Origin of the sequence: Pseudoduganella sp. R-34, assembly GCF_049904655.1 — a bacterium.
In the GTDB taxonomy this organism is placed as follows: Bacteria; Pseudomonadota; Gammaproteobacteria; order Burkholderiales; family Burkholderiaceae_D; genus Rugamonas.
In genome coordinates this window covers 4,452,528-4,465,690 of the sequence record NZ_CP184572.1, presented here as the reverse complement: position 1 = coordinate 4,465,690, position 13,163 = coordinate 4,452,528, and the positions used below count along the sequence as shown (strand labels likewise).

Below are 13,163 nucleotides of genomic sequence, written 5' to 3'. Positions count from 1 at the left end.
GGCTTTTTTCGGTCATCGCTTCGCTGGGCTATCTGCCGTCCAGAAACGGGCGCCGGCGCCAATTGTGCATCGATAGTTCATTTGCCTTACCGGGTGGTAGTCCGGCATTCCCAAGACGGTTACGTCCAGAGTCAGGCTGCCATCGTTGTTGAGGCGGTAGCGCATGAACTCGGTGGCAGGGCTGCCGATGGGGGACAAAGTAAAGTGCGTGTCGGAAAAGGCCAGATATGAGCCGGGTAGCATGAAACTGCCGATGGCCAGCCCTGCACGGCGGTCTGGGCCCTTGGCACCGAGATTATCGACGCATTGCGCAAGATCCATTGTCAGCGCCACGCTTCGCCCGTGCATCAGGGCCTCAACCACGTCACCGTAGCCCGGTAATTCAGCAGCTCCTGCTGTCGTGGACAGCAGGACCAGGGAGAAACCTGCCAGAAATTTCTTCATTGTGCTTTGCCTTTCCATGGGTGAAAAGGCGCACTCTAACCAGCGTGCTGAGCCGTCCGGGGTAAAGGCATTACTTCCCGGACCAGTCCTGCTTTTGCAGCAGGATTTCTTCGAAGGCAGTGGCGGCGGGATTCCGCAGCCGGGCCGGATGCCGCAACAGGGAGAAGCTGCGTACCGGCAGATCCAGGTTCGCACTGGCCAGCAGGCCAGCGCGCAGGTACGGCGCGGCGACCAGTTCCGACATGGCTGCGGCATAGGGACCGGCAAGTACTGCGCTGCGCACGGCTTCGTTCGACGGCAATTCAAGGGCAATGCGCAAGGCGAGACGGCGGGCACCGATAACTTTCAGTGCGGCCTCGAATTCGGAGCGCGTGCCGGAACCGGCCTCGCGCAAGACCCAGTGCCCGGTGCGCAAGACGGCAGCCGTGAGCTTCTGACCAGATGCCCAGGGATGGTCGGGCCGCACGACGACGACCATCCGGTCCTCGGCCACCACGCGGCATTGCAGGTTTTCTTCTTGCAGGGCGCCTTCGATCAAGCCAATGTCGGCGCTGCCTTGCACGACCGCACGAGTTACCTGTTCGGTATTGCCCAGATCAACCCGGAGCTCGATGGAAGGATGCAGGTCCTGGAAGCGCACCAGCAGCGGCGGCAGCCAGTAATTGGCGATGGTCTGGCTGGCATGGATGGTCAATGAGCCGCGCCGTAAGCCACCCAGCTCCGCAAGCACCGATTCCGCCGCGCGGCTGCTAGCCAGAACGCGCCTCGCCTCGTCCAGGAATGTCTTGCCGGCGTCGCTGATTTCGATGCCGCGGCCGACCCGATGGAAGAGCGCAACGCCGAAGCGTTCCTCCAGCGCCTTGATGGACGAACTGACGGCGGACGGCGTCAAGGACAGTGCCGATGCGGCGTGGGTCAGGTGCTGGCGCTCTGCGACGGCAACAAAGACACGGAGCTGCTCAAGGGTCATTGTTTAATTTAGATGAATGAAATATGAGAAATTATAAGATGGATCGAATGAATGGGAAAGCTGACAATCGCCTCATTGTTTTTGTCACGAACGGAGGTATGTATGCGTAATAAAGTATTGTCGGCCATCCCTGGCCTTGGCCTATGTGGCGCGGTGACGTTAGCCGCCTATCTGACCGAATGGATGGAGGCCCGGATCTTCGGGCGCGCCTGGCTGGAAAGCCTGGTGCTGGCGATCGTGATCGGCACTGCGGTGCGCTCGCTGCATCGCTTCCACCAGCGCTACGAAGCGGGCATCCGGGTTGGCGCCAAATTGCTGCTGGAGATTGCCGTCGTCCTGCTCGGGGCGGCAGTCAGCGCCAGCAATCTGCTGGAATACGGCCCGTGGCTGATCGCCGGCATCGCGGGGGTGGTCGTGATCGCAATCGTGGCCAGTTATGGGATTGGCCGCTGCGCCGGCTTGCCAAACAAGATGGCCCTGCTGATCGCGTGTGGCAATTCAATCTGCGGCAATTCGGCAATCGCGGCCGTGGCGCCGGTCATCGATGCCGACAGCAATGATGTCGCGGCTTCCATTGCATTCACCGCGGTCCTGGGCGTGGTGGTGGTACTCGGTTTGCCGCTCTTTGTGTCTCTGCTATCCTTCACTGCAGTCCAATACGGGGTTTTTGCTGGACTCACGGTCTACGCTGTGCCCCAGGTGCTGGCCGCTACCAACTGCATTTCCCCGGCTTGCGTGCACATCGGAACGCTGGTGAAACTGGTGCGCGTGCTGATGCTTGGTCCGGTTTGCGTGGTCCTGTCGCTGTTTGGCCTCGGCCAGGCGAAAGGCCGCCCGAGCTTGAATCACCTGGTGCCATGGTTTATCGTGGGTTTCCTGGTGATGCTGACGATGCGCTCGCTGGACCTGCTGCCGCAACTGCTGCTCGCCCCGGCTCACCATACCGCGAACTTCCTGACCATCATGTCGATGGCAGCGCTGGGACTTGGCGTCGATGTGCGCTCCGTGATGCGCGCAGGTCCGCGCGTTGCTGGAGTGGTGGTGGTCTCGCTCGCCGCGCTTGGGGTCGTAAGCTTCCTGTTGATCCGTATTTTAGGCATCTGATGCGCTGCCATGGCCGGTTCCCGAGGAAATGGCCTGCCAATTAATCTCGCATTTCGGGAACCGGCCGCTCCATGAGTTCAATCAATTCGCGCGCCGCTTTGCCCAGCGGCGTGGCGCTGCGCCAGACCAGATGCACCGGCAGCAGCAATTCGTTGCGGGTATTTTTGAAGTGCAGCCGCGTCAGCCGGCCTTGTTCCAGCAAACGGGTGATGCGGGACAAAGGAAAGTTGCCCCAGCCAAGCCCCAACTCGACCATTTGCAGGGCCAGGGGCAGGCTATCGGTGCGCCAATATGCCGCTGCCAGCAAAGGGCGCTTGTCGGTCATCGGCTGCTCACAGGCGGCGACAATGATTTGCCGCACGTTGACCAACTCCTGCAAGAAGACTGAGCCCGCCAAGCTGTGATGGGGGGAGATGGTCGCCACCAGCGATTCGCTTCCCACCCACAGGAATTGCTCGTCCGCTTTGACGTTGGGGCCACCGTACGCAAGGCAGACGGCGACGCGGCCACGGCGCAACAAGGCGAGCACCTCGTCCTGCGGCGCTTGCATCACTTCTATATCAAGCAAAGGATATCGTCGCGCCAGCACGGACATGGCCGCCATCAGGGAACTGCTGTCCAGATCGGCGGCGACTCCGATCGACAGCGTGCTTTCGAGGCCGCGCGCCAAGGCGACGGCGTGCGTGCGCAACTGCCTCAGCTGGTTGTGCACCAGCTTCGCCTGGGGCACCAGCGCCAGGGCGGCGGCCGTCGGACGCAATTCGCGCTGGCCGCGCTGGAACAGCTCGAATCCCAATTCGGCTTCCAGGTTGCCGACTGCCATGCTGACCGCGGAGGGGACACGCCGAAGCGCCCGCGCCGCGGCAGAGAACGAGCCGTGCTCGAGGACGGCCAGCAATAGTTCAACGTGATCGCTCGTCAGGTTCATATCCGACAGCTTATCAGAAAAACTGAAAGATGCTGACTTTGAGTGTCAGTATGACTGACGTATCTTTGCTGCAAGGCAGAGCGACCGTGCTGCCTTCACATGACTACAGAAAGCGAGAGTAAAAATGCAAGGTATCAAACGGAAACTGGTCTATGCGACTTCTTACGAATTGCTCGGCATGCTGATATCCGGTCTGGGGCTGGCTTGGCTGTCGGGGGGCGCACCCATTCATACAGGGCCTTTGTCGCTGATGATCAGCTTGATTGCAGTCGCTTGGAATATGGCCTACAACCTGTTATTCGAGCGATGGGAGGCATGCCAGGCACAACTGGCGCGCACGGTATGGCGTCGCGTGCTACATGCTGTGGGATTCCAACTTACCCTGATGCTCTACCTGATTCCGTTGATTGCCTGGTGGATGGCGATTACGCTATGGCAGGCGGTCCAGCTCGATTTTGCGCTAATGGTTGTTATCCCGGGCTACACATTCCTGTTCAATTGGACCTTCGATGCGCTCTTCGGCGCGCCGACTCAGCGGGGAACATCTGCGTGAGCTATGGCGGCACGGTGATGTTCTCCGGCATGGCTGCGGGCGGGGCGATGTCCATGGCTCTGGCGAAAGCCTCATCGCGATACTGATGCGCGACGAGCGTCCGTTCTACGGCAGTCCCTTGCGTATCGTGCAGGGCCTCGAATGCATCGAGGCGGACTGCTGGAAAGACCAGACCGCTGCGCGCGATTATTCAATGTGGCGCGGAGCACGCAGAGGCCCCGGGGTTCCGCGATGTTGGAGGACTGCTGGCGGGTTCGTGGCCCAGCGTCGCTACTGAATCAACTACTACCGATGACAATGGAAAAGATGCGGAAAATCTTGCCTGGGGAAGAATGCATTAGTGCCGCTGACATTGTGGCGCGGTTTGCGCGCGCGCGGCGGTTAGGTTCAACCTGGGCCGGATTCGATGCAATGGAGATCGCTCATGGAACACCAGTTCTATCGCGGGCTATTGCAAAGTTAAGCAAAGGACCGAGACTAACAGTTGGTGGAATTTCATGCAAAAGCCAGTCAAGACTCCCCGCGAAGCATTCAAGCTGATGATGGCCACGTGGCGTCGGGCTGCGCCTTTCTTCGCCAGTATTGAAGTCTGGCTGATGGTGCTGGTGGCCGCCATTACCGTTGGCGGTGTGTTCCTCGCTGCCATGGGCGATGCGCGCAGCGTGCTGGCAATCGGCTTGGCGGTGGGATACCTGGTGCTGCGCCCGGTACTGCACGCCAAAGGCATCCTTAGCTGGCCTTTTCTCTGAGGGGCGCTGCCGCGCCAAAGCGCTGCACCACGAACTCCACAAAGCTGGCCAGCTTGGGCGTCGACTGCCGGTCGCGCGGATAGATCAGGTGCATCGGGCGTGGCGTCGGCCAGTAAGCGCGCAGGATAGGCACCAGCCGGCCGGCGGCAATTTCGTCGGCCAGGACGGCGTCGGCCTGCATCACCAGGCCCAGGCCTGCGACTGCCGCCAGGCGCAAAGCTTCGCCATTGTTCGAGCGCATGCGGCAATGGGGGGAGGTGCTTTCTTCCGTACCGAGCTGACCGAGACGCCAGCGCGCATCATGGCGCCAGTGGGAGAAGTCCAGGCAGCGGTGCTGCGACAGTTCGCCGGGCGTGCGGGGCGTGCCATGGCGCGCCAGGTAGGCTGGTGCGGCGCAGACCATCATCTGCAAAGACGTCAGCGGCCGGGCCACCAGGGTGGAGTCCTTCAAGGGGCCGATGCGGATCGCGGCATCGAGGCCTTCTTCCACCAGGTCGGACAAACGGTTGGAGAGGTCGAGCTCGAGGTTGACCTCAGGATAGGTTTCCAGGTATTCCGCCATGGCCGGGGCCAGGCAGCGGCTGCCGAACGCCGCCGGCGCGCTGATCTTCAGCGTACCGCGCGGGACCGTGCGCATGGCGAGGGCGCCGCTCTCCGCCGCGTGCACCAGCTGCAGGATATGCCGGCATTGCTCGGCGTATTGCTGGCCGATCTCGCTAAGGCTTTGGCTGCGCGTGGTCCGGTGCAGCAGGCGCGCACCGACCAGTTGTTCTAGGGCGGCAATGTGCTTGCTGACCATGACGGTCGACATGTCGAGGGTTCGGGCTGCGGCACTGAAGCTGCCGGCATCCACCACGCGGACAAAAACCTCCATGCTGCGCATCTTGTCCATGCATTGTTAATCATGAGTTAAAGATGTTGTTAATTTTACGGTATTTTTAATCCCGGCTGCAGGAAGGATACTGGCGGCATGACAACCATGACTTTCTCCCTTTGGCTGGCGTTCCTCGCCATGGCTCTTGCCGCCACCTTCAGCCCAGGCCCTGCCGTGCTGTTGGCGGTTTCCACCACACTGACCTTGGGCGCACGCCGAACCGCGTACAGCTCCGCCGGCAACGCCGTCGGGGTATTCCTGGTCGCTTGCGTGGCCGTCGGCGGCATGGGCGTCTTGTTCAAGGCCTGGCCTGCGGCTTTTTCCGCCCTGAAGCTGGGCGGTGCCGCTTATCTCGCCTGGCTGGGCGTCAAGCAATGGCGCAATGCGGGGCAGGTTGGGGCGGCGGCCCTGGCAAGCGCGCCAGAAGGCAGCAGCCGCGGCGCGGTGTTCCGGCGCGGCATGCTGGTCGCTTGCAGCAACCCCAAGGCGATCCTGTTCTTTGCCGCAGTGTTCCCGCAATTTATGCCGCCGGGCGAGATAGAGTTGGCGCGCTTCCTGTTGCTTAGCCTGACCTTTGTTGCGTGTACCCTGGTCGCGCACCTGAGCTATGTGCTGCTGGCTGCCACGGCAGGCTCACGGATCGTGTCCGGACCACGGATGGCGATCCTGCAGCGCGGCACTGCCGTGTTGTTCATCAGCCTTGCGATCCTCCTGGCTTTCGAATGATAGCTGCCAAGGGCTGGCGTGGCGCAGCGCGCGATGCCAGCGCTTCCGAAATCCAATAAAGCAGTGCAGCGGCCGGGAAGGCGATGCCCGTCAACAGGGCGGCGCGCCAGCCGTGGCTTGCCAGCACCCAGGCGCCGGTCGCCGAGCCCAGGGCGCCGCCTGCGAAGAATAGCGCGAAATAGATGCCATTCAAGCGGCTGCGTACTTCGGCGCCCAGGGCAAACAAGGCGCGCTGCCCGAGCACAAGGTTGGCCGCCACTCCCATGTCGAGCACGATGGAGGCGATGACCAGCATGCCGATCGCAATGACGCGCGCATCGGGCATCCACAGGGGCAGCGCAAAGCCGAGAATCCCGAGCAGGAGCGCCGCAGCTGTCGCCGGCAGCGTATAACCCTGGTCCGCCAGCTTCCCGGCGACAGGCGATGCCACTGCACCTGCCATGCCGACCAGCGCGAACAAGGCAATGCCGGCCTGTGACAGTTGGAAGCGTTCGCCTTCCAGCACCAGCGGCACGACCGTCCAGAACATGCTGAAGGCGCCAAACAGGCCAGCGTGATACGCGGCGCGGCGGCGCAGCACGGGCGTGTCGCGGAACAGGTGCCACAGCGATCCAATCAGGCGGCCGTAGGAAAGCGCTGCGTCCGGAATGCGTTGCGGCAGCCGGGCGCGCAGTACGAAGGCCAGCATCGCGACCAGCACGGATGCAAGGGCGAACACTGCGCGCCAGCCGGCGTGATCGGCAATGAGGCTCGCCGCAGGCCGGGCCAGCATGATCCCCAGCAGCAGTCCACTTACCACCTTGCCCACAGTCTGCCCTCGCGTCGATTCTTGCGACAGGTGGGCGGCGAAGGGGACCAGCACCTGGGCGGCTACCGAACCGAGTCCGATGGCCAGCGAGGCGGCAAGGAACTGCGCAGCGTTGTGACTCGCGGCCGCTGCGGCGAGAGCTGCAGCTGCGAAGAGCAGGGCGCAAAACACCAGTTTGCGGTTTTCCAGCAGGTCGCCAAGGGGGACCACGAACAGCAGGCCAAGCGCATAGCCGGCCTGGGTCAGGGTCACGATCAGGCCCGCCGCTGCGGGCGGCAGTCCGGTCGCTGCGCTGATAGGGCCGACCAGGGTTTGTGCGTAATACAGGCTGGCGACTATCAGTCCGCTGGCGCCGGCCAGCAGGGCCACCATGCTGCGTGAAATATCGTTCTTCATGTTGAAACTCCAGTAGTGGAAAGACTGAAGCCATTCTGCGGGATGCGGCCGCAAAGATAATTGGCCAACAAATAGCCTATACTTTTCACATTAAATGAACAATTGGAGTGCCATGGACCGCTTGAAAGCCATGCAAACCTTCGTCCGCATCGTGGAATCAAACAGCTACACCAAGGCGGCTGAAACGCTCGACTTGCCGCGCGCCGCGCTGACGGCAACCATCCAGAAGCTGGAAGCCTATCTCGGCACGCAATTGCTGCAGCGAACCACACGCACGCTTTCGCTGACCAGCGACGGCGCGGCCTACTTCCGGCATTGCCTGGCGATTCTCGCGGCGGTGGACGAAGCTGAAGCGCCATATCGAACCAGCGATGGCGCCGCGCCGCAGGGCAGGCTGCGCGTGGAGCTGGGCGGCGCGGTAGGGCGCAATGTGGTCTTGCCGCAGCTGGGGGAATTCTGTCGTGCCTATCCCGGCGTCGAGCTGGTACTCACGCTCAGCGACCGGCTGACAGACCTGGTCCGTGAAGGCGTCGATTGCGCCCTGCGCGTGGGCGAACTGCAGGACTCAGCCCTGATCGGGCGCCAGATCGGCACCATGCGCTTCGTGACCTGCGCGGCTCCTTCTTATCTCGCCGCGCGCGGCGTGCCGCGATCGCTGGAGGAACTGGCGCAGCACACGGCGATCCTGCACTACTCAGGCCGTACCGGCCGTGCCTTCGACTGGGCCTTCAACGATGCTGGCGGCGTGCGCAAGATCGATATGGCCGGCGCCCTCGCGACAAACGATGCGGAAGGCTATGTCACGCTCGGCCTGCAGGGGCTTGGCCTGGTGCAGACGGCTACCTACCTTGTCCGCAGCCACCTCGCCAGCGGCGCGCTGGTGCAGGTGTTGCACGACACGCCGCCGACTCCGATGCCTGTTTCATTGGTCTATCCCCAGGGCCGCATGGCGTCGCCCAAGCTGCAGGTATTCGCGCGCTGGCTGGAGGCCTTGTTCGAGGCCGAGCCGGACCTGCAGCGCGCAGCCGCGTGAGCCATTGTTGCGGTAGAGGAAGATTGATAATAGTATATTGTTGTTAAAATAATTCGAGCATCGGCGATGAAGGATCCGTATATCTCGCAAGACGCAAGAGAGAACTGGGGTAACCGGGTGCTGAACCTGGCGTCCATCTTCCTGCCCTGGCTGTTGATGGCGGCGATTGCGTCTGGCAGCGAAAAGCAGTTGGCGCCAACCGCCACGACATTGCTGCTCTTTGCCGTCTTCTTTGCCATGACCGTGGTAGGCGTCGCCATCGGCATGCATCGCTACTTCACGCACCATGCCTTCAAGACCAGTGGCTTCATCAAGGTCTGCCTGGGCGTGCTCGGGACCTGGGCGATGCAGGGCGATATCACGCGCTGGGTAGCCGATCATCGGCGCCACCATCGTTTCGCCGACAAACAATTCGATCCCCATTCGCCATGGTATTCCGACCGCGGCCCGATTCCGAATCGCCTGCACGGCTGGTTTCATGCGCATATGGGATGGATGATTTACGGGCGCGTGTCGCAGCCGGGGCGCTATGCCCCTGACTGCCTTGCCGACCGCAGCATCGCCGTCCTGTCCAGGTACTACTGGCCGATCGTCGCCCTGGGCCTGGTCCTGCCTGGAGCCTTCGGATATTTGCTTGGCGGCGAAGGCGAGATGGCCAGGTGCGTCTTCTGGGCTGGTGCTGCAAGGGTCGCCTTGCTGCACCAGTTGACCTGGTCGGTCAATTCCTTCGGCCATCTGTTTGGCCAGAAGGTGGCCGGCAGCGACAGCGAGGCGCGCGACAATATTTTCTTTGCCTTGCTCCTGCTGGGCGAGGGCTTGCACAGCCACCATCACTGGCGTCCTGCTTCTGCGATGAACGAGCCGAAGCATCTCGATGCTGGCGGATGGCTAATTCGCGGGTTCGAGAAGCTTGGGCTGGTTTGGCACCTTCGATAAGGCAATCGGCGCGCCGTGGCGCACGGCGGTCATCTCCGCCACGATGGCGACGGCGATTTCGGGCGGCGTATGGCTGCCGATGGGCAGGCCGATAGGCCCGTGCAGCCTTGCCAGTTCTTCCTGCGAAAAGTCGAAGTGGCCCGACAGCCGTTCGCGCCGTTTGGCGTCATTCGTGCGGGAGCCGACCGCACCGACATAGAAGGCGGGCGAACGCAGGGCTTCCAGTAGCAGCATGTCGTCCAGCTTCGGGTCGTGCGTCAGCGCGACGACAGCGCAGCGCGAGTCCGCCTGCATGGACAGGAAGGCGTCATCGGGCATGGCGGTGAGCAGCCTGGTGCCGGCCACACGCCATTCGGCGCCGTACTCGTCGCGCGGTTCGCATATCGTGATGTCGTAGTCCAGTGCCTGCGCCATCTGGGCAAGGTAATAGGAAATCTGGCCGGCGCCGACGATGAACAGCCGCCATTGCGGGCCATGGACGGTGCGCAGGCGCTGGCTGTCCCAGCTCAACACGTCGCCGCGCTGTGCGCCAGCCAGGCTGGTGGCGCCGCGCGCCAGGTCCACTTCGCGCACGGCCAGCTCGCCGCGCTCCAGGCGCCGGGCCAGTTCGTCCAGCTGCGCGGCATCCGGCTGCGGTTCGACCACCAACTGCAGCGCGCCGCCGCAAGGCAGGCCAAAGCGCGCTGCCTCGTCCTGCGTGACGCCGTAGTCAAGGCTGAACGGCAGGCGGTCCCCAAGGCGGCCCTCGCGCATGCGGGCGATGATGTCGTCTTCGACGCAGCCACCCGACACCGAACCGATGGCCATGCCGTCGTCGCGTATCGCCAGCCAGGAGCCGGAGGGACGGGGCGCCGAGCCCCAGGTATGCGCCACGGTGATCAATGCGTAGCGCCGCCCTTCAGCCGCCCAGCGGCGGGCGGCTTCCAGCACCTGCAGGTCAACACTCTCCATCAGGCCTTCAGCTCCTCTGTACGGATCGGCAGGCTGCGCACCCGTTTGCCGGTTGCCGCGGCAAGCGCGTTCGCCAGGGCAGGCGCCAGCGGCGGCACGCCCGGTTCACCGATGCCGGTCGGCTTCTCGGCCGAGGGGACGATGTGCACTTCCACCTTGGGCATTTCGTTGATCCGGATTGGCGCGTAGTCGTGGAAGTTGGACTGTTCCACCACGCCGTCCTTCAGCGTGATGGCGCCATGCAGCGCCCCCGACAGCGCGAAGCCGACGCCGCCTTCGGCCTGTGCGCGCACCACGTCGGGATTGACGACCATGCCGCAGTCCACGGCGCACACCACGCGGTCGACACTGAAGCTGCCATCGGCATTCACTGTCACTTCAGCCACTTCGGCAACGAAGCTGCCGAAGGACTCATGAACGGCGATGCCGCGCCCGCGCCGGGTACCGGCCGCACCGGCCGGCAGCGGCTGGCCCCAGCCGGCCTTTTCCGCGGCGAGTTTCAGCACGCCCGCGTGGCGAGGATGCTTGCCGAGCAGCGCCAGGCGGTAGGCAACCGGGTCCTGCCCCGCGCTGCTGGCCAGTTCGTCGATAAAGGTCTCGGTGGAGTAAGCGGTGTGGGTCGAGCCGACCGAGCGCCACCAGAGCACCGGCACGCCAATATTGGTCGGCGTGTGCAGCTCGACGCGCAAGGCCGGGATGCCATACGGAAGATTGGCCGCACCCTCGACGGACACCGCATCAACGCCGTCCTTGATCATCATGCCGGCGAATGCCGTGCCGGCGATGATCGACTGGCCGACCAGGCGGTGGCGCCAGGCCGTCGGGCGGCCATCTTCACCCAGCGATGCTTCCAGTGCATGGTGGAAGGCAGGGCGGTAGTAGCCGGCTCGCATATCGTCTTCGCGCATCCAGACCATCTTGATCGGTGCGCGGGACTTGCTGGCCTTGGCGATCTGCACCGCCTCCAGCACGTAGTCCGCGTCCTTGCTGGCGCGGCGGCCGAAGCTGCCGCCGGCGTAGAGCATGTTGATCTTCACTTTTTCCGGCGGCAGGCCAAGCAGGGCGGCGACCGAAGGCTGGTCGATGGACTGGAACTGGGCGCCGTACCACAACTCGCACTCTCCTTCGCCGATGCGCACGACGCAGTTCAAGGGCTCCATCGCCGCATGTGCGAGATAGGGGAAGTCATAGGCGGCGCGCAGCACGCGGCCAGGGCGGGAGAGGGCAGCCTCGGCGTCGCCGGAACTGTGGGCCACCAGGCCAGGCTGCTGCGCCAGCGCGCGGAACTGCGCGAGAATTTCCTCGCTGTCCAGTTTGAAGGCACGGGACTCATCCCAGTCGATCCTGAGCGCGTCGCGGCCTTTCTTTGCGCTCCAGGTATCGTGCGCCAGCACTGCCACGCCGGTCGGGACCTGCACCACGTCGACCACGCCCTTGACGGCCTTTGCCTTGCGCGCGTCAAATGACCTGACCGTGGCGCCAAAGCGCGGCGGGCGGGCGACTACGGCGGTCAACATGCCGGGCAGGTGCACGTCCTGGGTGAATTGGGCGCGGCCATTGACCTTGTCCGCGCTGTCCTTGCGCGGCGCATGCTTGCCGATCAGCTTGAAGTTTTCCGGTGATTTCAGCGGCACGTCGGCCGGCACCGGCAACAGTGCCGCGGCGGGCGCCAATTCGCCGAAGCCGGCCTTGCGCGCGCCGTGGCTGACGATGCCTTCGCTGACGCGGATCTCGCCGGCAGGGACTTTCCATTGCGCGGCGGCGGCCGATACCAGCATGGCTCGCGCGCTGGCGCCGGCTTTGCGCATCTGTTCCCAGGAGTTGGCCATGGCGGTACTGCCGCCCGTGCCCTGGACCGGTCCGAATGCCAGGTTGTTGTAGCGGCGCGCGTCAGCAGGCGCGCCTTCCACGCGCACCTGCGACCAGGCTGCGTCAAGTTCTTCCGCGACCAGCGTGGCAAGGCCGGTGTAGGCGCCCTGGCCCATTTCAACGTGCTTGGCGATGACGGTGACCGTGCCGTCCGTGCCAATGCGGACAAAGGCGTTTGGTTCGAATTCCGGTGCTGCGGCGGCAGCGGTTGCGGCTTGCGTGCCGGGCAGGTAGATTGCCAGCGTCAGGCCGGCGGCAGCCTGCACTGCGCTGCGCAGGAAGTCGCGGCGGCTGCCATTTTCAATGCGAGGGGAAGTGATGTTCATGCCAGCTCCTGTGCGGCTTCGTGGATGGCGGCGCGGATGCGCACGTAGGTGGCGCAGCGGCAGATGTTGCCGGCCATGGCTGCGTCGATGTCAGCGTTCGATGGCTTGCGATTGCCTTCCAGCAGGGCGACAGCGCTCATGATCTGGCCGGACTGGCAGTAGCCGCACTGCACCACGTCCAGCTTTTTCCAGGCTTCCTGCACCACCTTGCCGATGCGCGCGCGGTCGACGCCTTCGATGGTGACGATTTTTTTCCCGACAGCGGCCGAAACGGGCGTGCTGCAGGAGCGGATCGGCGTGCCGTCCAGGTGCGCCGTGCAGGCGCCGCACAGGCCCATGCCGCAGCCGTACTTGGTGCCGGTCAGCTGCAGCTTGTCGCGCAGCACCCATAGCAATGGGGTGTCGGCGGCGACGTCAACGCGTGTCGTCGTGCCATTGATATTCAGTGTGATCATTCCGTACTCTCCGCTCATGTGGAAATGCAAGCTTGCATTCT

14 protein-coding genes are annotated in these 13,163 nt (G+C 63.6%); 6 read left to right on the top strand and 8 right to left on the bottom strand.

Going from position 1 to position 13,163, the window contains the following annotated elements; translation table 11 throughout:
* Nucleotides 1-12: 12 nt before the first annotated feature.
* Together ACN9MW_RS20315 and ACN9MW_RS20310 are read right to left on the bottom strand one after the other, a co-directional pair.
* The gene (locus ACN9MW_RS20315) at nt 13-444 is read right to left on the bottom strand and encodes a VirK family protein (protein WP_426162328.1); all 432 of its coding nucleotides are present in this window, start codon (nt 442-444) and stop codon (nt 13-15) included.
* 70 nt (nt 445-514) lie between these two features.
* Nucleotides 515-1,414, bottom strand: coding sequence for a LysR substrate-binding domain-containing protein (locus tag ACN9MW_RS20310; RefSeq protein ID WP_426162327.1), 900 nt, complete (start codon nt 1,412-1,414; stop codon nt 515-517).
* A gap of 102 nt (nt 1,415-1,516) precedes the next feature.
* Here ACN9MW_RS20310 and ACN9MW_RS20305 point away from each other — a divergent pair, with 102 nt between their 5' ends.
* Nucleotides 1,517-2,518: a YeiH family protein gene (locus tag ACN9MW_RS20305; protein ID WP_426162326.1), complete on the top strand. Its 1,002-nt coding sequence runs from the start codon at nt 1,517-1,519 to the stop codon at nt 2,516-2,518.
* Between the two features lie 40 nt (nt 2,519-2,558).
* Here the strand turns inward: ACN9MW_RS20305 and ACN9MW_RS20300 are convergent, their stop codons facing one another.
* Nucleotides 2,559-3,446, bottom strand: a complete 888-nt coding sequence (locus ACN9MW_RS20300) for a LysR family transcriptional regulator (RefSeq protein ID WP_426162325.1) — start codon at nt 3,444-3,446, stop codon at nt 2,559-2,561.
* 124 nt (nt 3,447-3,570) lie between these two features.
* Between ACN9MW_RS20300 and ACN9MW_RS20295 the strand changes: the two genes are divergently transcribed.
* A complete protein-coding gene (locus tag ACN9MW_RS20295; protein ID WP_426162324.1) occupies nt 3,571-3,999 on the top strand; it encodes a PACE efflux transporter in 429 nt (142 codons plus the stop codon).
* Nucleotides 4,000-4,496: 497 nt separating this feature from the next.
* Nucleotides 4,497-4,748, top strand: a complete 252-nt coding sequence (locus ACN9MW_RS20290; RefSeq protein ID WP_426162323.1) for a hypothetical protein — start codon at nt 4,497-4,499, stop codon at nt 4,746-4,748.
* Here ACN9MW_RS20290 and ACN9MW_RS20285 read toward each other — a convergent pair.
* Nucleotides 4,729-5,640 (bottom strand): LysR family transcriptional regulator, encoded by a 912-nt coding sequence (locus tag ACN9MW_RS20285; RefSeq protein WP_426162322.1) that lies wholly within the window; start codon nt 5,638-5,640, stop codon nt 4,729-4,731. The two genes, ACN9MW_RS20290 and ACN9MW_RS20285, sit on opposite strands and share 20 nt — an antisense overlap.
* 78 nt (nt 5,641-5,718) lie before the next feature.
* Between ACN9MW_RS20285 and ACN9MW_RS20280 the strand changes: the two genes are divergently transcribed.
* On the top strand, nt 5,719-6,348 hold the full coding sequence (locus ACN9MW_RS20280; protein WP_426162320.1) for a LysE family translocator: 630 nt from the start codon (nt 5,719-5,721) through the stop codon (nt 6,346-6,348).
* Here ACN9MW_RS20280 and ACN9MW_RS20275 read toward each other — a convergent pair.
* Entirely contained in the window at nt 6,317-7,552 is a 1,236-nt protein-coding gene (locus ACN9MW_RS20275) for an MFS transporter (protein WP_426162319.1), read from the bottom strand. The genes ACN9MW_RS20280 and ACN9MW_RS20275 overlap by 32 nt on opposite strands.
* Nucleotides 7,553-7,664: 112 nt before the next feature.
* On the opposite strand from ACN9MW_RS20275, the gene ACN9MW_RS20270 reads away from it, so the two are divergent.
* On the top strand, nt 7,665-8,585 hold the full coding sequence (locus ACN9MW_RS20270; RefSeq protein WP_426162318.1) for a LysR family transcriptional regulator: 921 nt from the start codon (nt 7,665-7,667) through the stop codon (nt 8,583-8,585).
* 66 nt (nt 8,586-8,651) lie between these two features.
* Nucleotides 8,652-9,521, top strand: a complete 870-nt coding sequence (locus ACN9MW_RS20265) for an acyl-CoA desaturase (RefSeq protein WP_426162317.1) — start codon at nt 8,652-8,654, stop codon at nt 9,519-9,521.
* Here ACN9MW_RS20265 and ACN9MW_RS20260 read toward each other — a convergent pair.
* Genes ACN9MW_RS20260 through ACN9MW_RS20250 form a run of 3 tightly spaced genes read right to left on the bottom strand, consistent with a single transcriptional unit; the run spans nt 9,474 to nt 13,122 of the window.
* Nucleotides 9,474-10,472 carry an XdhC family protein gene (locus ACN9MW_RS20260; RefSeq protein ID WP_426162316.1) on the bottom strand — a complete coding sequence of 333 codons (999 nt, stop codon included), beginning with the start codon at nt 10,470-10,472 and terminating at the stop codon, nt 9,474-9,476. The two genes, ACN9MW_RS20265 and ACN9MW_RS20260, sit on opposite strands and share 48 nt — an antisense overlap.
* A complete protein-coding gene (locus ACN9MW_RS20255; protein WP_426162315.1) occupies nt 10,472-12,667 on the bottom strand; it encodes a molybdopterin cofactor-binding domain-containing protein in 2,196 nt (731 codons plus the stop codon). Before ACN9MW_RS20255 ends, ACN9MW_RS20260 begins: the two co-directional genes overlap by 1 nt.
* Complete coding sequence (locus tag ACN9MW_RS20250) at nt 12,664-13,122, bottom strand: (2Fe-2S)-binding protein (RefSeq protein ID WP_426162314.1); 459 nt, start codon at nt 13,120-13,122, stop codon at nt 12,664-12,666. Before ACN9MW_RS20250 ends, ACN9MW_RS20255 begins: the two co-directional genes overlap by 4 nt.
* Between the last annotated feature and the right edge of the window lie 41 nt (nt 13,123-13,163).

Excerpts from the sequence above, each read along its gene's own strand:
- ACN9MW_RS20315 (WP_426162328.1), bottom strand. The coding sequence starts at position 444 with ATGAAGAAATTTCTGGCAGGTTTCTCCCTGGTCCTGCTGTCCACGACA.
- ACN9MW_RS20310 (WP_426162327.1), bottom strand. The coding sequence starts at position 1,414 with ATGACCCTTGAGCAGCTCCGTGTCTTTGTTGCCGTCGCAGAGCGCCAG.
- ACN9MW_RS20305 (WP_426162326.1), top strand. The coding sequence starts at position 1,517 with ATGCGTAATAAAGTATTGTCGGCCATCCCTGGCCTTGGCCTATGTGGC.
- ACN9MW_RS20300 (WP_426162325.1), bottom strand. The coding sequence starts at position 3,446 with ATGAACCTGACGAGCGATCACGTTGAACTATTGCTGGCCGTCCTCGAG.
- ACN9MW_RS20295 (WP_426162324.1), top strand. The coding sequence starts at position 3,571 with ATGCAAGGTATCAAACGGAAACTGGTCTATGCGACTTCTTACGAATTG.
- ACN9MW_RS20290 (WP_426162323.1), top strand. The coding sequence starts at position 4,497 with ATGCAAAAGCCAGTCAAGACTCCCCGCGAAGCATTCAAGCTGATGATG.
- ACN9MW_RS20285 (WP_426162322.1), bottom strand. The coding sequence starts at position 5,640 with ATGGACAAGATGCGCAGCATGGAGGTTTTTGTCCGCGTGGTGGATGCC.
- ACN9MW_RS20280 (WP_426162320.1), top strand. The coding sequence starts at position 5,719 with ATGACAACCATGACTTTCTCCCTTTGGCTGGCGTTCCTCGCCATGGCT.
- ACN9MW_RS20275 (WP_426162319.1), bottom strand. The coding sequence starts at position 7,552 with ATGAAGAACGATATTTCACGCAGCATGGTGGCCCTGCTGGCCGGCGCC.
- ACN9MW_RS20270 (WP_426162318.1), top strand. The coding sequence starts at position 7,665 with ATGGACCGCTTGAAAGCCATGCAAACCTTCGTCCGCATCGTGGAATCA.
- ACN9MW_RS20265 (WP_426162317.1), top strand. The coding sequence starts at position 8,652 with ATGAAGGATCCGTATATCTCGCAAGACGCAAGAGAGAACTGGGGTAAC.
- ACN9MW_RS20260 (WP_426162316.1), bottom strand. The coding sequence starts at position 10,472 with ATGGAGAGTGTTGACCTGCAGGTGCTGGAAGCCGCCCGCCGCTGGGCG.
- ACN9MW_RS20255 (WP_426162315.1), bottom strand. The coding sequence starts at position 12,667 with ATGAACATCACTTCCCCTCGCATTGAAAATGGCAGCCGCCGCGACTTC.
- ACN9MW_RS20250 (WP_426162314.1), bottom strand. The coding sequence starts at position 13,122 with ATGATCACACTGAATATCAATGGCACGACGACACGCGTTGACGTCGCC.